General features: G+C 68.8%; 18 protein-coding genes. 10 read left to right on the top strand and 8 right to left on the bottom strand.

The genetic code is table 11. The features are described 5' to 3' along the window. Window position 1 precedes the first annotated feature (1 nt). From JW792_RS09800 to JW792_RS09775, 6 genes are all read right to left on the bottom strand, one after another. A complete protein-coding gene (locus JW792_RS09800; RefSeq protein WP_135997100.1) occupies window positions 2-1435 on the bottom strand; it encodes a sulfotransferase family protein in 1434 nt (477 codons plus the stop codon). After that, window positions 1432-2250: a sulfotransferase family protein gene (locus JW792_RS09795; protein ID WP_241095118.1), complete on the bottom strand. Its 819-nt coding sequence runs from the start codon at window positions 2248-2250 to the stop codon at window positions 1432-1434. The genes JW792_RS09800 and JW792_RS09795 overlap by 4 nt, the downstream gene beginning before the upstream one ends. A gap of 107 nt (window positions 2251-2357) precedes the next feature. Beyond that, window positions 2358-2666, bottom strand: coding sequence for a hypothetical protein (locus tag JW792_RS09790; RefSeq protein ID WP_135997096.1), 309 nt, complete (start codon window positions 2664-2666; stop codon window positions 2358-2360). A gap of 13 nt (window positions 2667-2679) precedes the next feature. After that, complete coding sequence (locus JW792_RS09785; RefSeq protein WP_135997095.1) at window positions 2680-4074, bottom strand: MBOAT family O-acyltransferase; 1395 nt, start codon at window positions 4072-4074, stop codon at window positions 2680-2682. A gap of 34 nt (window positions 4075-4108) precedes the next feature. Continuing rightward, window positions 4109-4993: an SGNH/GDSL hydrolase family protein gene (locus tag JW792_RS09780; RefSeq protein WP_135997093.1), complete on the bottom strand. Its 885-nt coding sequence runs from the start codon at window positions 4991-4993 to the stop codon at window positions 4109-4111. A 150-nt stretch (window positions 4994-5143) separates the two neighbouring features. After that, a complete protein-coding gene (locus tag JW792_RS09775) occupies window positions 5144-5542 on the bottom strand; it encodes a GFA family protein (protein WP_135997091.1) in 399 nt (132 codons plus the stop codon). Between the two features lie 145 nt (window positions 5543-5687). Between JW792_RS09775 and JW792_RS09770 the strand changes: the two genes are divergently transcribed. Both JW792_RS09770 and JW792_RS09765 read left to right on the top strand, forming a co-directional pair. Then, the gene (locus JW792_RS09770) at window positions 5688-6107 is read left to right on the top strand and encodes a hypothetical protein (RefSeq protein WP_135997089.1); all 420 of its coding nucleotides are present in this window, start codon (window positions 5688-5690) and stop codon (window positions 6105-6107) included. Between the two features lie 65 nt (window positions 6108-6172). Then, entirely contained in the window at window positions 6173-7264 is a 1092-nt protein-coding gene (locus JW792_RS09765) for an alpha/beta hydrolase family protein (RefSeq protein WP_135997087.1), read from the top strand. 41 nt (window positions 7265-7305) lie between these two features. On the opposite strand, the gene JW792_RS09760 is transcribed toward JW792_RS09765, so the two are convergent. Continuing rightward, window positions 7306-7509 carry a dodecin family protein gene (locus JW792_RS09760; RefSeq protein ID WP_135997086.1) on the bottom strand — a complete coding sequence of 68 codons (204 nt, stop codon included), beginning with the start codon at window positions 7507-7509 and terminating at the stop codon, window positions 7306-7308. Window positions 7510-7892: 383 nt separating this feature from the next. On the opposite strand from JW792_RS09760, the gene JW792_RS09755 reads away from it, so the two are divergent. The 8 genes from JW792_RS09755 to clpB all read left to right on the top strand — a co-directional run bounded on the left by JW792_RS09755 (window position 7893) and on the right by clpB (window position 16628). Continuing rightward, entirely contained in the window at window positions 7893-8312 is a 420-nt protein-coding gene (locus JW792_RS09755; protein WP_135997084.1) for an MAPEG family protein, read from the top strand. Window positions 8313-8335: 23 nt separating this feature from the next. Continuing rightward, entirely contained in the window at window positions 8336-8689 is a 354-nt protein-coding gene (locus JW792_RS09750) for an ArsC/Spx/MgsR family protein (RefSeq protein ID WP_192900992.1), read from the top strand. Window positions 8690-8715: 26 nt separating this feature from the next. Continuing rightward, entirely contained in the window at window positions 8716-9300 is a 585-nt protein-coding gene (locus JW792_RS09745; protein ID WP_135997081.1) for an LOG family protein, read from the top strand. A gap of 54 nt (window positions 9301-9354) precedes the next feature. Then, entirely contained in the window at window positions 9355-10428 is a 1074-nt protein-coding gene (prfA, locus tag JW792_RS09740; RefSeq protein ID WP_135997079.1) for a peptide chain release factor 1, read from the top strand. A gap of 23 nt (window positions 10429-10451) precedes the next feature. After that, window positions 10452-11756, top strand: a complete 1305-nt coding sequence (locus JW792_RS09735) for an alpha/beta hydrolase family protein (RefSeq protein WP_158291640.1) — start codon at window positions 10452-10454, stop codon at window positions 11754-11756. After that, on the top strand, window positions 11753-12598 hold the full coding sequence (prmC, locus tag JW792_RS09730) for a peptide chain release factor N(5)-glutamine methyltransferase (protein ID WP_206340777.1): 846 nt from the start codon (window positions 11753-11755) through the stop codon (window positions 12596-12598). The genes JW792_RS09735 and prmC overlap by 4 nt, the downstream gene beginning before the upstream one ends. A gap of 281 nt (window positions 12599-12879) precedes the next feature. Beyond that, window positions 12880-13665, top strand: a complete 786-nt coding sequence (locus JW792_RS09725) for a DUF4167 domain-containing protein (RefSeq protein WP_135997073.1) — start codon at window positions 12880-12882, stop codon at window positions 13663-13665. Window positions 13666-14000: 335 nt separating this feature from the next. After that, complete coding sequence (clpB, locus tag JW792_RS09720) at window positions 14001-16628, top strand: ATP-dependent chaperone ClpB (RefSeq protein ID WP_135997071.1); 2628 nt, start codon at window positions 14001-14003, stop codon at window positions 16626-16628. Window positions 16629-16714: 86 nt separating this feature from the next. Here the strand turns inward: clpB and JW792_RS09715 are convergent, their stop codons facing one another. Beyond that, window positions 16715-17473 (bottom strand): SDR family oxidoreductase, encoded by a 759-nt coding sequence (locus tag JW792_RS09715; RefSeq protein WP_135997069.1) that lies wholly within the window; start codon window positions 17471-17473, stop codon window positions 16715-16717. Between the last annotated feature and the right edge of the window lie 19 nt (window positions 17474-17492).

Genomic DNA, 17492 nt, shown 5'->3' with positions numbered 1-17492 from the left:
CTCATTCCGCGACGGCCTTCGCGCTCCTGGCAGCATCCACCTTCTGGGTCAGCAGCGCGCCCTTGTGCGGGAAGGGCTCGACGGGCATCGCGCGGCCGAGGAAGGGGGCGAGCTTCGCGAAGCCTTCCCCGCTGCAGATGTCGATCTCGAGCAGGTCGCCGGGCCGGTCCCTGAAGTATTCGCGGACCTGGCGCACGTGCTCGTCATAGACCTCCACGAAGCGCTCGGGAACGAAATTGTAGCAGCCATACACCGCCGCGCGCAGGAACTGGCGCATCAGCAGGTGGACCTCGTCGTCGGGATCCTCGGCCTGCTTGAAGGCGGGCCGGTTGAACCAGTGGTTCTGGCACGAGCGCAGCCAGCTCTCCCTCTCGCGCACCGTCAGGATGAACTTGCTGCCCGGATAGAGCCGGTCGAACTGGCGGTAGAAGGGCACGGTGGTGATGTCGGTGAGCCCGTCATGGTCGCGCAGCAGGGTGAGGTCGTACTGCCCGTTGGACAGCTCGGTATAGGTGTCCTCGTCGATGGGATAGTGCGCGCAGTCGAAGCCCAGGATCTGCAGCGCGCTGGTCAGCGAGCGCGTGCCGGTGCGCGACAGGCCGATGCCGAAGATCTTCGACTGGGTGGTCTCGTTGCCGAAATACGGCCGGTGCTCGTTCCTCGCGAGCCAGGCGTCGAGATCGGCCATGGTGAATTGCGGCTTCTCGCCGAGCCCCATGCGGGCGAGCTCCGCATCGGCGTGGGCCGGCAGGCTGGCGATGAAGTCGTGCACCTCCGCCGCGCTCGCCGATTTGGGCATGCGCTCGCGGGTATACTCGATCGCGCGCTGGGCGATCTCGTAATCGTGGCTCTCCGCGCGCCCGTCCGGCTCCGGCCAGCGCCGCATCGCCGAGGACAGCCGGTGCAGCTGGACCCGGGTGCGGCTGCGGAGCTCGCGCAGCGCGTACTTCTGGAAGATGTGGCGATTGTACTGGAAGTAGTCGTGCAGGATGTCGAAATTGCGGAACTGCTTGCTCATCCTCAGCGGCTTCATGGCGAGATTTCTCAGCCGCGATTCCGGGCGCAGGACGTATTTCATGTCGCCGATGGGCGGGGTGATCGCCGCCATGGCGCGCACCAGGTCGATGCGCGTGATGTGGACGCCGCAATGGATGCGCCCGCGGAAGCGGTCGCTGACATAGGCGTCGACATAGGCGGAATCGCAGTTCTCGATGAAGCCGCGCATGTCCTCGAGCACGAGGCAGTCGGCGTCGAGATAGACCACGTAGTCGCAGTCGTGGTCGATCTTCAGCATCTGGTTCACGCACTCGGTGAACGGGCGCACGTCGTCGATGACGTAGATGCGGTCCGGCCGGATGTGGCGCTTGGCGAGTTCGAGCGCGACATCGCGCGTGCGCTCGTCGATCTGGCGGAAGACAAGGTCGATCTTGGTCACGACTCAACGAGGTCCCATCTGTAGGCCGCGTTGATTTCGCCGGCCAGGGTTTCGAATAGCGCGCGGTGCGCGCGGGAGAGTTCCTGCGTCCAGCGCTGGTCGAGGCGTATGCCGCCGGGATGGCCGGCGTAATACGCGCGCCGCGACGCGCCGAGTTCGACGGCCGGGCTCGCGGCCCGCGCGGCGACGAACTGGGTTCCCGAATTTCCGCCGAGCGGATGGTGGGCCCGTGCCTCGTAGTCGAGCATGGACGGATCGAAGGCCAGGCCGAGCGCGGCGCAGATCCGGCGCACCTCGGCCTCGGGGTCGGTCGCGAACGCCTCGTAGCGGACGGCCAGCTTTGGACCCTCGAAGCGGGCGAACAGGGCTTCGGCCTGCGCCATCTGGTCGATCCACTGGCCGATCTGCGCGGCCGGGTCGCGACCGGGATATTTGCGGATGCGCGAGTTGATCACCGCGCGCCCGTCGCGCTTGAGGAAGATCAGCCCGGCCCTGCCGCCCGCGGCCCGCGCTTCGCCGGCCCGGGCCTCGATCCAGTCGGGCCGCTTGGTGGAATCGATGACGAGCGTGGCTCCGGTGCGGTCCGCGATCTGCGCATGCAGAGGTGCATCCGGATCGGGGTGGAAGCCGCCCCAGACCGGGCAGTCCTCGCCGCAGATCTTGCAGGCGCGCTTCCGCAGCGGCTTGGAGGCGTCGTGCAGGTAACGCACCTTGGCCGCCTCGCCGGCATAGAAGGCGCCCGGCGCGCCGCCGAGAACCATGCCGAGGAGGGTCGAGCCCGAATGTCCCGCGCCGCAGATGAACAGGCTGTCCACGACCCTCAAAGGCCCTTCTCCCGGAGCGCACGCACCTCGCGCGCGTTCCTTACCCCCAGCGCCGCAATGGTGATGGGTTTGCGTATCTTGGCAAGCGAATTGTGGGCTCAGCGCCCCGCATCCTCCCAGTCTTCCCGCTTCAGCCCTTCCCACCATTCGCGCAGGGCGAGCTTGGGCCGGTCCAGGCCGATCATCGCCATGCGCTCGGCGAAGACCCCGGCGGTGAGGCGGATGGTTTCGATCGCCCAGTTCGGCTTCTGCGCCGCGGCCCAGCGTTCCACCGCGTCGGCATTGGTGGCGGCCAGGAAGAGGGCGGCGGCGACGAGCCCGTTCGTCATCCAGAGCCGGTTCCTCGCGTGGCCGGCCTCGGTTTCGGGGGTCTCGTAGAGTGCGTCTCGGATCGGGTCGGGCTGCATGGCGGGGATCCGTTCAGAACTGGAAATAGATGAAAGGCGCGATGCCGCTCTGGCGCAGGGCTTCCACGACGAGCAGCAGGAAGGCGATGACGAGGCCCGCGAGCGGGGAGGGCATTCTGGCAAGCCCGGCGGCCACCCGCTCGATGCCGCGCGGGGGCAGGAAGTTGAGCGCCAGGCCGAAGACCACGAGCCCGGCCGTGAACGGGGTGAGCGCGAGGACCGGAATTTCGGTGGCGAAGAAGCCCGCGAGATAGCGTCCGGCGATGTCGAAATTCGGCGAGCGGAACAGGATCCACCCGAGGCACACGACGTGGAAGGTGACGAGGAGCGAGATCAGCCCGCGCGCCTTGTCTGCGAGCCCCATCGCCCGCTCGACAGCGAGCGCCGCGCCGTGCAGCGCGCCCCACAGCACGAAGGTCCATGCCGCCCCGTGCCACAGCCCGCCGAGCAGCATGGTGATCATCAGGTTGCGGTAGGTCGCGATGCGCCCGCCGCGGTTTCCCCCGAGCGGGATGTAGAGATAGTCCCTCAGCCAGGTCGACAGCGAGATGTGCCAGCGCCGCCAGAAGCCGGAGAAGCTCGCCGCGCGGTAGGGCTGGTCGAAATTCCTCGCGAAGCGGTAGCCCAGCAGCGCGGCCACCCCGATCGCGATGTCGGAATAGGCCGAGAAGTCGCAATAGATCTGGACCGCATAGCCGTAGGCGCCGAAGAGCAGGTCGACGGGCCCGTACTCGGACGGGGCATAGAAGACCGGATCGACCAGCCGGTCGGCGATCTCGGCGGCGATCACGGTCTTCTTGAACAGGCCCCAGGCGATGAGCAGGGCGCCGAGCGCGATCATCTCCCGGCTGATCCTGGGCACCTGCTCGAGCTGGGGCAGGAAGTCGCGCGCGCGCACGATCGGGCCGGCGACGAGCTGGGGGAAGAAGGAGATGTAGAGCATGGCGTCGAGCAGCCCGTGCGGCCGGTCGACATCGCCGCGGCGGATGTCCACCACGTAGGAAATGCCCTGGAAGGTGTAGAAGCTGATCCCGACCGGCAGGATGACCTGCATCAGCGGCAGGTCGCGTTGAAGCTCGAGGGCGGCGAGCAGCTGCGCCGCGCTCTCCAGGAAGAAGCCGTAATACTTGAAGAAGCCCAGAACGGCGAGATTGGCCGCGACCCCGATCGCCACCAGCAGGTTCTGCACCGGGCGGGCGGGCGTGCGCCAGATCGCCTGACCGATGATCCAGTTGGCGAGCGCGCTGGCGAACAGCAGGCCGCAGAAGCGCCAGTCCCACCAGCCGTAGAACACGAAGCTCGCCGCCAGCAGGAACAGCTTCCTGCGGTGATTGTCGAACTCCAGCGCCCACGCCCCGAACAGGACGATCACGAAGAAGACCGCGAAGGTGAAGGTCGGAAAGAGCATCGCGCCGCCCCCTCTCTGGCGCGCCGGTGAGCCGTCAGTTCCGGCTTCGGCGGGCCTCGGGACTGAGCGCGGCGTCGATCTGGGCCTCGCTGGCGGGCAGGCAGACATAGGGCTCGCCGCGGATGTAGAGCTGGACGAGGCTCTCGAAGGCGGGCGTCTCCGGCTCGGCGGGCCGCGGCCGGCCGAGCTCGGGATCGGCGAGCGCGGCATCGATCACCGCGGCGACCGGGGCGGCGATGCGCCGGTAGCCGGGAAGCGTGAAGTGGATGCCGTCATCGGCGCGCATCAGGCGCGGCGTTCCCGAAGCGTCTTCGAGATAGCCCGAATAGCCCCCGTCCGGCCCGGCGCTCACCTCGCGGGTGGAGACATAGACCGCTCCGGCGGCCTCGGCCTCTTCCTCGAAGATCGCGTTCAGGTGCCGGACATTGGCGTCGTAGCCGGCCGAGCGCATCACCGGCAGGCCGACCCAGATCACCTGCGCGCCGTGATCGTGCAGCAGGTCGAGCACGATCCTGACCCGTTCGCGATAGACCGCTTCCCATCCGGCGGAGCGGAAGCGGTGCACGCTGCCGGTTCCGTCGCGAATGCCCTGCATGTCGTTGGACCCGAACATCACCACCGCGATGTCGTAACGGCCCAGGCCAAGCTGCTCCTCGGTCTTCGCTGCGATGTCGCGATAGGTCCAGTTGGCAAAGCCGGTGGACACTTCCGACAGCTGGACGACGTCGGCGACGCGGTTGTCGCCGCGCAGCTGCCATCTCAGCCCGACCCACAGCCCGTCGGCGAGGCTGTCGCCGAACACGCCGATCGTGACGGGAGGGGCCGGGGAGGCCGGCTCCTGGCTCTCGCCGGATGCGGTGATGAGGCTCAGCGCCGCCGCGCACGCGGCCGCCAGCATCGCGCCGATCCGCAGACCCATGAATGCCCCCTCTCGTCGCCGCCCCCGCGGCTGTCCGGCTCGCACCGGTTAAGGGGAAGTAAACAGGAGGCTATGGGGACCTGCAAGCGCGCCGCGGCGGGACCGGTGCAAGGATGCCGGGCTGTGACCGGAAAGGCGCGCCTTTCTCCCTCAGCGCTTGCGGTCGCTCGGATGGCTCTGCCCGTCGCGCACCGGGACGGGGTCCAGGTCGAACGGGTAGATCGCGTCTATGCACGCCACGTTGAAGCCGTACTCGTTCGGGTTCGAGCGGCGCTGGTGGTGGGTGTAGATGCCGCAGGTCCGGCAGAAGAAGTGCTGCGCGGTATGGGTGTTGAACGTGTAGAGGCCGAGATTGTCCGCGCCCTCGATCACCTTCAGCCGGTCCAGCGTCACAGAGGCGACGATCGCGCCGCGGCGCCGGCACATCGAGCAGTCGCAGCGGCGCGGATCGACGATCCCCTCGGGCAGGTCGAGTTCCAGCACCACGCTGCCGCAATGGCACCTGGCGTGATGGATTCCGGCATACTCGGGGTGGGTGCGGCGGGTCATGGCAGGCTCCGGGGCCGAGGTCTGCACATTGGCTGCCCCGCACGCGCAACCGTCAAGCCGGCCTCCCCGCGAGCAGCGGCATTTGCGCCCTCTTAAGGCCCGGGGGTCAGGGTGGCCGCCCGACAGCAGACAGGCGGAGTGGGACATGGCGACGATCAGCGCGGGAACCCGGATCGTTCCGGGCCCGGCAGCGGTGGAATACCAGGGCGCGACGGTGGATGCCGATCCGGCGCGCGGCTTCGTGCTGATGAAGCTCAGCGCCTTCCGCTCCGACGTGCGCGCGCGCGACGCCTTCGACTTCTGCATGGAGGTCTACGAGGAGCAGCCTGACAGGCGGATCCTGCTCGACATGCGCGAGGCGTACTGGCCGCTGGAAACCGCCAAGCTCGCGCAGCGCTTCCGCGAGCATGCCGGACGCGTGCCGAGATCGCGCGTCGCGGTGCTGTGCCACGAACCCGGCCACGACGTGATGGTCGCCCATCGCGAGGCCAATGTCGCGGCCGGCCACACCGTGCTCTACACCAGCGACGAGGCCGCGGCGCTGGCCTTCCTCGAGGCCCCCTGAGCGATCGCGACGGACTGCGCCGCGCCGGCGCGTTTCACAGGTCGCAGACACCAGGGAGGCTCGTCATGCTCCAGAAATGGTTCGCGGCCGGTGCCGCGCTCGTGCTGGCCGCGGCAGCGTTGTCCGAAGCGCACGCCCAGCGCTTTCGCGACGCGGTCGACCCGCGGGCGCGCGATCTGCAGGCCGCGCCCGCGCCCGATTCCACGCCCGCGCCGGACTATCGCGCCGGCGCGCGGCGCTTCGCGGTCGAGATCGAGGACGGGAGCTGGACCGACGCGGCACGGTCGCGCGAGATTCCCTGGCGGCTCTATCGCCCCGCCGGCGTGGAGTCGGCGCCAGTGCTCGTCTTCTCCCACGGCGGAGGCGGCTCGCGCGAGGGCGGGGCCTGGCTCGGCGAGTATCTTGCCGGCTTCGGCTACGCCTCCTTCCACATCGAGCACGCCGGGACGGACGGGGACGCGGTGCGCGAGGCCGTGAGGGCCGTGCCGCGCCGCGAGCGCCGCGATGCCGCGCGCGAGGCCTTCGCGCAGATCGGCGCCGCGGTGAACGACCCCGCGCTCGCCGAGGACCGGTTCCGCGATCTGGCCTTCGCGGCGGAGCAGATCGCGCATATGGGCGCGGCGGCCGGACTGGATCCCTCGCGGCTCGGGGTGTACGGCCATTCCTTCGGCGCCATCTCGACGCTGGTCGCGGCCGGCCAGGCGGTGGAAGGCTATGGCCGCAGCCTCGCCGTGCCCGCATTCGATGCCGCCCTCGCGCTCAGCCCCTCCCCGCCGCGGCCGGGCTACGGCACGGCGGAGGCGGCCTATCAGGACATGACCGCGCCGGTCTTCCACATCACCGGCACGCGCGACGAGTCCCCGGGCGGGGACGTGTCCGCGCGCGAGCGGCTGATTCCGTTCGAAACCATCCGCGACGTGGACCAGTACGCCCTGGTGCTCGACGGGGCGGCGCACATGACGTTCGGGGGGCGTGCACCGCGCTCGGATGACGACTTCGAACGCCATGTCCGGGCCGTGCGCATCGCCGCGCTCGCCTTCTTCGACGCCCATCTTCTGGGCGACCCGCGCGCGCACTCCTTCCTAGCCGAGGGCGGGGCGTTCGAACGCTCGCTCGGCGAAGCCGACGAGTATCGGGTCAAGTCCGCCGAGCGGTGAGGGGGGCGGCCGGTTCGCGCCGAGCCTGCCCGCGGCGCGGCTCAGTCCTCCAGGACGAAGGTGATTTCCATGTTCACCTTGAATTCCTTGAGCTTGCCGTCCTCTACCATGACGTTCTGATCCTTGATCCAGCAGCCCTTCACGTTGCGCAGGGTCTTGTTGGCGCGGTCGATGCCGGCCTTGATGGCAGCCTCGAAGCTGTCGGGCGAGGTCGCGGAGATTTCGGTGACTCGGGCGACGGACATGGCGGTCCTCCTCGGTGATTTGCCGTTTGCAGGCGTCCAACGCCGCGCCCGGGCCGGGAAGTTCCTCGCGGATTGCAAAATCCCCGGGGCGGCCGGGCGGGGTTAGACTGGCGCTGCCGGCCTGCCGCCGCGCCGCGCCGCGAAGCGGGCAGGCCGCTCCCGCCCGGACCGGTCCGATGAGACGGAGACTGCCGCCCCCCGCACCCGGCCGGCCGTGCCGGTTCCCGCCATTTCAGCGCCTTGGCCGCAGCCAGGCCGATAGTAGTCGTTGTAGGAGTCGGGCTTCCCGCTATCCCCTCGGGGGACAAGTGCGGGGCTTCCCGGCGGGCGCGATTCGGCGTCTAGTCCTCGCCTCGAGGCTTTTTCCGGGGAGGACGCCCGTCATGTTCGACACGATACTCACGCCTGCACTCATCCTTGTGGCCTGGACGCTCGTCATGTGGGTCTGGATGTACGCCACGCGCATCCCGGCCATGAAGGCGGCCGGCATCGACCCGACGAAGATGCGCGAGAAGTCGGAGATGGAGGTGCTGCCGCGCGCCGTGCGCCAGGTCGCCGACAACTACAATCACCTGCACGAGCAGCCGGTGATCTTCTATGCGCTGGTGTTCTACGGCCATCTCGCCGGCGTCGCCGACGGGCTCGATATCATGCTCGCCTGGAGCTATGTGGCGCTGCGGATCGTTCACAGCCTGTGGCAGGGCCTCGTGAACTTCATTCCCGTGCGCTTCGCCCTGTTCACGCTCGCATCGCTGGTGCTCATCGTCATGGCGGTGCGCGATCTCGCCGCGCTCGCCGTGTGAGGCAGAGGAGGAAGACCGCAAGAATGACCGCAATGACGCTCTACGGCCTGAAGACCTGCGACACCTGCCGCAAGGCGGGCAAAGCGCTGGACAATGCCGGCCACGATGTCGATTTCGTCGACCTGCGCGAGATGAAGCGGCTCGACGAGAAGATCCCGGTCTGGATCGATGCGGTCGGCGCCGAGCGCGTCCTCAACACCCGGTCCACGACCTGGCGCGGGCTCACCGAGACCGAGCAGGCGATGACGCGCTCGCGCACCGGCCTGGAAGCCCTGCTGCTCGCCCATCCCGCGCTCATCAAGCGTCCGGTCGTCGAGGCGGAAGGCAGGGTCCATGTCGGCTGGAACGAGGAGGTGCGCTCGGCGCTGGGCCTGTGAATTCCAGCCGGGCTAGGCTTGAAGGCATGAAACAGTCGATTTGCGTCTATTGCGGCTCCAACGCCGGCAACAACCCGCTCTATGCCGAGGCGGCCCGCCGGGTCGGCACCTATCTCGGGGAGAACGGCCACACCCTCGTCTATGGCGGGGGGCGGGTCGGGCTCATGGGCCTCGTCGCCGATGCGGCGATCGGGGCCGGCGGCCATGTCGTGGGGATCATCCCCGACTTCCTGCACGAGCGCGAGGTCGCCCATAGCGGGGTGCAGGACCTGAAGATCGTCTCCTCCATGCACGAGAGGAAGCAGCTCATGGCCGATGCCAGCGACGCCTTCGTGGCGCTGCCCGGCGGGATCGGCACGATGGAGGAGCTCTTCGAGATCTGGACCTGGGCCCAGCTGGGGCGCCACGAGAAGCCGGTCGGGGTGCTGAACGTCAACGGCTATTTCGACGGCCTCCTGGAATTCCTCGACAACATGACGGGGGAGGGCTTCCTGCAGGACAAGCACCGCAAGATGCTGCTGGAGAGCGATCGCATCGAGGACCTCATGGACGGGTTCGAACGCTTCACCTATCCCGGCGTCATCACCCATCTGGAGCGCGAGCAGACGTAAGAGCCGCTACACGGGCCCCTTCCCGTCTCGCCCGCTTATGCGTATCTGTCGGCCATGCAAGTTCTAGAATCCAAGCTCGATCAGGTCATCGACCGCTTCGACCAGGTCGAAGCCCGCCTCGGCGCGGCCAGCGATCCCGAGGAGATCGTCAGGCTCTCCAAGGAGCATGCCGAACTCAAGAAGGTGGCCGACAAGGCGCGCGAGCTGAAAGAGGCGCGCACGAGCCTCGCCGAGGCCGAGGAGATCCTGGAGGACGGCTCGGACCCCGACATGGTCGCGCTCGCCCGCGAGGAGCGCATGGAGCTTCGCGAGCGCATCCCGGGTCTCGAGCAGGAGCTCCAGCTTCTCCTGCTCCCGAAGGACAAGGACGACGCAGCCTCGGTCATGCTGGAGATCCGCGCCGGCACCGGCGGGGACGAGGCGGCCCTGTTCGCCGGCGACCTGTTCCGCATGTACGAGCGCTACGCGGCCGAGCACGGCTGGAGCGTGGAGATCGTCTCGGCCAGCGAGGCCGAGGTCGGCGGCTTCAAGGAGGTCATCGCCAACGTGAAGGGCAATGGCGTGTTCGGGAGGCTCAAGTTCGAGTCCGGCGTGCACCGGGTCCAGCGCGTGCCGGTCACCGAGAGCGGCGGGCGCATCCACACCTCGGCGGCGACCGTCGCGGTGCTGCCCGAGCCCGAAGAGGTCGATATCGACATCCGCGACGAGGACATCCGCATCGACACGATGCGCGCCTCCGGTGCGGGCGGCCAGCACGTCAACAAGACCGAGTCCGCCGTGCGCATGACCCACCTGCCGACCGGCATCGTGGTGATCAGCGCCGAGAAGTCCCAGCACCAGAACCGCGCGCGCGCCATGCAGGTGCTCAAGGCGCGCCTCTACGAGAAGGAGCGCAGCGAGAAGGCCGCTGCGCGCGCCGCCGAGCGCAAGGGACAGGTCGGCTCCGGCGACCGTTCCGAACGCATCCGCACCTACAATTTCCCTCAGGGCCGCGTCACCGATCACCGCATCAACCTGACGCTCTACAAGCTCGAGGACGTCATCGCCGGGGCCGCGCTCGACGAGGTCATCGACGCCCTGATCTCGGCCGACCAGGCCGAGCGCCTGGCCGCGATGCAGGAGGCGTGAGCATGCGCAGGGAACGGGGGGGCATGCCTGTCCTGGCATCCTTGTTCGTCCTCTTGCTCGCAGCCTGCACGCCCGAAGCCGGTCCGGGCGAGGCCGCGTGCCATGTGGGTATCTACGCCGCCGGGGACCAGCTGATCGACCTGTCGCCCCTGTCTGCCGGAGGCCTGCGCTGGCGCACGCTGGATGGCGAGACCGGCAGCCTCTCGCAGGCGGAAGATGGGCTCTGGGCGGGCGTTGCGGGCTGGACCGCGGATGCGCACCCTGCCCGTTTCGACCTCGGTGCCTGCGGGAGCGAGGCGATCACGGTGTCGGGTCTCGATGCCGGGCATCCGACTGCCACGCGGGTGTCACTTGTGATCGAGGAGACGCGTTTCGCCGGCGCCGGCGTCGAGCTTGCCGGCCGGCTCGTCCTGCCGCCGGGCGAGGGCCCGTTCCCGCTGGCGGTGCTGGTGCACGGTTCGGGAGATTATTCTGCGCTCGACTACGACTTCATGCAGCGCATGCTTCCGGCCCGGGGTGTCGCGGTCCTCGTCTACGACAAGCGCGGAACGGGTACATCGACGGGCGAGTACACGCAGGATTTCGCCCTGCTCGCCGCCGACGCGGCGGCCGCATTGGACGAGGCGCGCCGCCTGGCGGGCAACCGGATCGAGGCGGCTGGCTATTTCGGTGCCAGTCAGGGGGGCTGGGTGGCGCCCCGGGCCGCGATGCGCAGCGACCCGGACTTCGTCGTCGTAACCTACGGCTTGGCGGTCGGCCCGGCCGAGGAGGACCGGCTGGAAGTCGTCTACGCGCTTCGGGAGGCGGGCTATTCAGAGGCAGACGTGGCGGCCGCAAGCGAGGTGGCGGCGGTCACGGGCCGTCTGATGGCGACCCGATTTCGCGAAGGCGGGCGGGAACTCGCCCGGCTCAAGCGCGAGCATGGCGGGGAACCCTGGTTCGAAGCGATCGAGGGCGAATTTTCGCGCGACCTGCTGCGCTACCCGCTCTGGCTCGTCCGGCTTGCCTGGCCGTTTGTCGACCGCGGGACGCCCTGGGGCCACGATCCGGCTCCGGCTCTCGATGCCCTCGATATTCCCGTACTGTGGCTTCTCGCCGGCTCCGACGCGGAAGCGCCGTCGACTTCCACCCAGGCGATCCTCGAACGGCGGCGATCACAAGGCCAGGACATCGACATCGTGCTCTATCCCGACGCCGATCACGGCATGCGCCTGTTCCGCACGACTGAAGGCGGAGAGCGCCTCTACACGCGCTACGTCCCGGGGTATTTCCAGACGGTGGCAGACTGGATCCTGAACGAGGCGGGCACGGCCCCGACCGGCCATTGACCCGCGCGGAGGCCCTTCGCTGCGTCCGCGGACGGCTCGAAGCGGCGGGGATCGAAGACGCCGCGTTCGAGGCGCGCCAGCTCATCCTCGCCGCGGCGGGCCTCGAGCGCAGCGATCTCGCCGCCCGGCCCGAGCAGGAGATCGGCGAGTCGGAGCGCGCCGCGCTCGACGCCCTGCTCGCGCGCCGGCTCGCGCGCGAACCGCTCTCCCACATTCTCGGCAGCCAGCCCTTCTGGACGCTCGACCTGAAGGTCACGCCCGACGTGCTCACCCCGCGCGCCGATACCGAGACGGTCGTGGAGGTGGCGCTCGAGGCCGCCACGGATCGCTCCGCGCCGCTGCGCATCCTCGATATCGCGACCGGCTCGGGCGCCATCGCGCTCGCCCTGCTGAGCGAACTGTCCCATGCGCGGGCGGTGGCGACCGATCTCTGCCCGGCTGCGCTTGCGGTGGCGCGCGAGAATGCCGCGCGGCACGGGCTCGCGTCGCGAATCGCCTTCGTGGGAACCTCCTGGGCGGACGGCGTGGGCGGCCGCTTCGATCTCATCGTCTCCAACCCGCCCTATATCGCGAGCTCGGTGATCGACACGCTGGACCCGGAGGTAAAGGATCACGAGCCGCGCCTGGCGCTCGACGGCGGGGCGGACGGGCTCGATCCGTATCCCCGCCTCTTCGCCGAAGCGCGCAGGCTGCTGGGCGCGGGCGGAACCGGCGTGTTCGAGATCGGCTTCGACCAGGGCGAAGCGGTGCTCGCCCTCGCCCGCGAGGCCGGCGCCGGGCGCGCGGAGCTTCGCCGCGACCTCGCCGGCCGGCATCGCGCGATCGTGTTCGATTTCGGCTGACAGGCCAGAAACTTGGTGCAGGCGCGAATATTTGCACACGAGGGGTTGGAATCAGGGGGGTGTTGACGCTACTTTACAACACGAACCCGGTAGAGACGGCACGCCGCAGCGGGGCTGCTGCGGCTATATTAGCAAGCGGTCTGCCGGAGGATCGGCCCTCACGATCATCGGATACAGCCGGCGGATACGCGCCGGTGCCGGCGAGCGGGGCTTGAACTGTACAAGCGCCGATTTCGTGAGCAGCCGCAGGCAATACCGGCAAGAAGGTCAGGTTTCACAACATGAAGCGACAACGCGGGCGCGGACGCAAGTCCAGCGGCAACCAGCAGAACCGGTCGTTCGAGAGCAACGGGCCGGACGTCAAGATCCGGGGCAACGCCTCGACGATCTACGAGAAATACCTCCAGCTCGCGCGCGATGCGTCCTCCTCGGGCGACCGCGTGATGGCGGAGAACTACTACCAGCATGCCGAGCACTATTTCCGTATCGTGCAGGCCAACCAGCCCCGGCGCGACGAGCGCCAGGACGGCGAGCCGTCCGGCGACCAGCGCGGCCAGCAGGACCAGCGCGGTCAACAGGACCAGCGCGGCCAGCACGACCAGCGCGGCCAGGACCAGCGCGGCCAGGGCGACCAGTCCTTCCGCCAGGACGAGCGCCGCGAGGATCGTGGCGACCGTCAGGACCGGGACGATCGGCGCCGCGGCGATCGCGATCGCGATCGCGGACGCGGTGGCGAGAGCCCGCCCCGCTCCGGCGATGCTCAGGATGATGAGGACGACCGATCCGACCGGTCCGAGGACAGGTCCGAGGGCCGCGGACGGCGGGGTCGCCGCCGCAAGGAAGACGCGGTGGACGCCTCCGACCCGCTGGCGATCGTCAACCCGGAAGGTGAGGGCGAGGCCCAGAGCGGCGGCAGCGAGCTGACCGCGCAGGACACGCCCAAGCGCAAGCCCCGCGCCCCCAGAAAGCCGCGCACCGACAAGGCCGCGCAAGAGGCTCTCGACAAGGTCGGCGACGGCGAAGGCTCGACCGGCTCGGGCGGGGACAAGGACAGCGAGGCGGCGTAACGCCGTTGCGCCATGGACACGATCACGCCCCGGCCGCCGCGCCGGGGCGTTTTCGTTTGCGTTGACTGTCATCAGCGAAGTCGTTCTCCAGCCGTGGGCCGCGCGGACCGCGGGTCCGGGCCGCCCGCCGCGCCGCTCTCTGCCGCGGAGCCATGGCTCGTCCGGTCCAGCCCGCCAGGGCAGGCAGCGGATTGTTCCCGAAAAATCCGCGCCGCCAACCTTGTGTGCTCAGAAAGTCACACCTAACTGAAGGCTCGAACGGCGGCATCGTTCGTGCTTCCAAGAAGGCGACCGTCCGCCTGTCTCGCTGTCAGAATCCAGGGGACTGAACCGACATGGATATCGAAAAGTATACCGACCGGGCCCGGCAGGTGCTGCAGAGCGCGCAAGGCCTCGCCTCCCGCATGAAGCATCAGCAATTCGCGCCAGAGCATGTGCTGAAGGCGCTGCTGGAGGACGAGGCCGGGCTGGCCGTCAACCTCATCCGCGCCGCCGGCGCACGCCCCGAGCAGGTGGCCGACCTCACCGACCGTGCGCTCGACGCGTTGCCGAAGGTCGAGGGCGGCTCGGGCCAGCTCTATCTCTCGCCGAAGACCGGCGAGGTGTTCGACACCGCCGAGCAGGCCGCCAGGAAAGCCGGCGACCAGTACGTCACCGCCGAGCGCATCCTGCAGGCCCTGTCCATCGTGTCGGGGACCAAGGTCGTCGACATCTTCAAGCAGGCCGGACTCACCCCGCAGGGCCTCAACACCGCGATCAACGATCTGCGCCAGGGCCGCACCGCGGACAGCCAGTCGGCCGAGGAAGGCTATGACGCACTGAAGAAATACGCCCGCGACCTCACCGAGGCCGCGCGGGCCGGCAAGCTCGATCCCGTGATCGGGCGTGACGAGGAGATCCGGCGCACCGTGCAGGTGCTGTCGCGGCGCACCAAGAACAATCCGGTGCTGATCGGCGAGCCCGGCGTCGGCAAGACGGCGATCGCCGAGGGACTCGCGCTTCGGATCGTCAATGGCGACGTGCCCGAGAGCCTCAAGGACAAGAAACTGCTCGCCCTCGACATGGGCTCGCTCATCGCCGGCGCGAAATATCGCGGCGAGTTCGAGGAGCGCCTCAAGGCCGTGCTGTCCGAGATCGAGGCGGCCGGAGGCAAGATCATCCTGTTCATCGACGAGATGCACACCCTCGTGGGCGCGGGAAAGACTGACGGCGCGATGGACGCGTCCAACCTCCTCAAGCCCGCCCTGGCGCGCGGCGAGCTGCACTGCGTCGGTGCGACGACGCTCGACGAGTACAAGAAGCACGTGGAAAAGGACGCCGCGCTGGCGCGCCGCTTCCAGCCCGTCTTCGTCGACGAGCCGACGGTCGAGGACACGATCTCCATCCTGCGCGGGCTCAAGGAGAAGTACGAGGTCCATCACGGCGTGCGCATCGCGGACGGCGCGATCGTGGCGGCCGCGACACTGTCGAACCGCTACATCACCGACCGCTTCCTGCCCGACAAGGCCATCGACCTGATGGACGAGGCCGCGGCGCGCCTGCGCATGCAGGTTGATAGCAAGCCGGAGGAACTCGACGAGCTCGACCGGCGCATCATCCAGCTGAAGATCGAGGCCGAGGCGCTCAAGAAGGAGAATGACGAGGCCAGCAGGAAGCGCCTGGAGACCCTGAAGAAGGAACTCGCCGAGCTGGAAAGCCGCTCGGCCGAGCTCACGGCCGCCTGGCGCGCGGAGAAGGAGAAGCTCGCCTCGGCGACCGAGGTCAAGGAAGAGCTCGACCGGCTGCGCGCCGAGCTCGCCGATGCCGAGCGCCGCGGCGATCTCGCCCGGGCGTCCGAGATCAAGTACGGCCGCATTCCCGAACTGGAGCGCCGCATCAGGGAGGCCGAGGCCGCCGAGGACGAAGGCCGCACCAACGGCAAGGGGGCGATCGTCAAGGAACTCGTCGACGAGGAGCAGATCGCCTCGGTCGTCAGCCGCTGGACCGGCGTGCCGGTCGAGAAGATGCTCGAGGGCGAACGCGAGAAGCTCCTCAGGATGGAGGATAACCTCACCCGCCGCGTGGTCGGCCAGGACGAGGCGCTAGAAGCGGTGTCCGATGCCGTGCGCCGCTCGCGCGCAGGCCTGAAGGATCCCAACCGCCCGATCGGCTCCTTCCTTTTCCTCGGCCCCACGGGCGTGGGCAAGACCGAGCTGACGAAGGCGCTTGCCGAATTCCTGTTCGACGACGAGACGGCGATCACCCGGCTGGACATGTCCGAATACATGGAGAAGCACGCCGTCAGCCGCATGATCGGCGCGCCTCCGGGCTATGTCGGCTACGAGGAGGGCGGGGCGCTCACCGAGAGCGTGCGGCGCCGGCCCTACCAGGTCGTGCTGTTCGACGAGGTGGAGAAGGCCCATCCGGACGTCTTCAACATCCTCCTGCAGGTGCTCGATGACGGGCGGCTGACCGACGGCCAGGGACGCACGGTCGATTTCAGGAACACCATCCTGATCATGACCTCCAACCTGGGCTCGGAATTCCTGCTCTCCGGCGACGTGGAGGAGGCGCGCGACAGCGTCATGAACGCGGTGCGCTCGGCCTTCCGTCCGGAATTCCTGAACCGGATCGACGAGATCATCCTGTTCCGCCGCCTCGAGAAGGAGCACATGGGCGCGATCGTCGACATCCAGCTGCAGCGCCTGGAGCGCCTGCTGAAGGATCGCGACATGACGATCGAGCTCGACGAGGCGGCCCGCGAGTGGCTCGCCGAGAAGGGCTACGATCCGGCCTATGGCGCGCGCCCGCTCAAGCGCGTGATCCAGAAGGAGCTGCAGGACCCGCTCGCGCGGCTCATCCTCGACGGGACGCTGCACGATGGTGAAACCATCCACGTCTCCGCCGAGGCCGGGGCCCTCACGGTCAACGGCCGCGCGGTGAGCCGCAATGCGCGGCCGCCGGCCGAGGCGGTGATCCAGTAAGCTCCGGAGAGGGCCCGGCGGTGATGCCGGGCCCTTTTCGCTGCCGGCAGGGCGTTCGTCTCACGCAATCGAGCAGGCAGCCCGCCTCATCCCGTCGGCCTCGGTGGACCGAAGGGCCAGCCGCCGGAGAAGTCGATCACCGCGCCGGTGAGAAAGCGCGTCTTCGCGCTCGCGAGAAAGACGATGAGTTCGCCGATCTCCTCCGGCTCGGCCAGTTGCCCGGTGGCGACGCTGCGGCGCACATAGTCGCGGCCCGCCTCGCTCCGCTTGTAGAAGGCGGCCGGGTAGAACTGCTCGCTGTAAAGGAAGTTGGGTGCCACCGCGTTCACCGTGATCCGATCCGGCGCGAGATCGACCGCGAGCGAGCGTACCAGTGCGTTGGCTGCGGCGCGCGTCGCGTCGGGAAATGCCCCGCCCTGCAGCGGCAGCCGGTCACGGTTGGACGTGATCATCACGACATTCGCGCCCCCCTGCGCGCGCAGCGACGGAAGCGCTGCGCGGATCAGCCGGAAGGGGAATTCGACGAGCTTGTACTGGTTGTCGCGCAGCGCCTCGATGGGCGCGCTCCCGGGAGGGCGCGACGGGGCTGGATGGTGGTCGTTGCTGACGATCGCGTCGAGTCGGTCGGCGCGTTCGAACGCGGCCGAGACCACGGCTTCCGGCTCGGTCTCGCTCAGCGGCTCGAGGTTCTCGCGTTCGCCGGCGAAGGCGCGCCACGACGCGGGATCGCCGAACGACGCGTCATGAGCCAGCACCCGGAAGCCAGCCTCCAGCAGGGCGCCGACGGCGCCCGGTCCGGCATAGCCGGAGGCGTTGGTTACGAGAACCGTCCTGATTGCGGTCATGCGCGCCGTCTCCACCTGC

The sequence above is a fragment of the Marinicauda algicola genome, from assembly GCF_017161425.1.
Classification (GTDB): Bacteria; Pseudomonadota; Alphaproteobacteria; order Caulobacterales; family Maricaulaceae; genus Marinicauda; species Marinicauda algicola.
The sequence above is the reverse complement of the archived record's forward strand: the minus strand, read 5'-3'. Positions and strand labels throughout refer to the sequence as shown.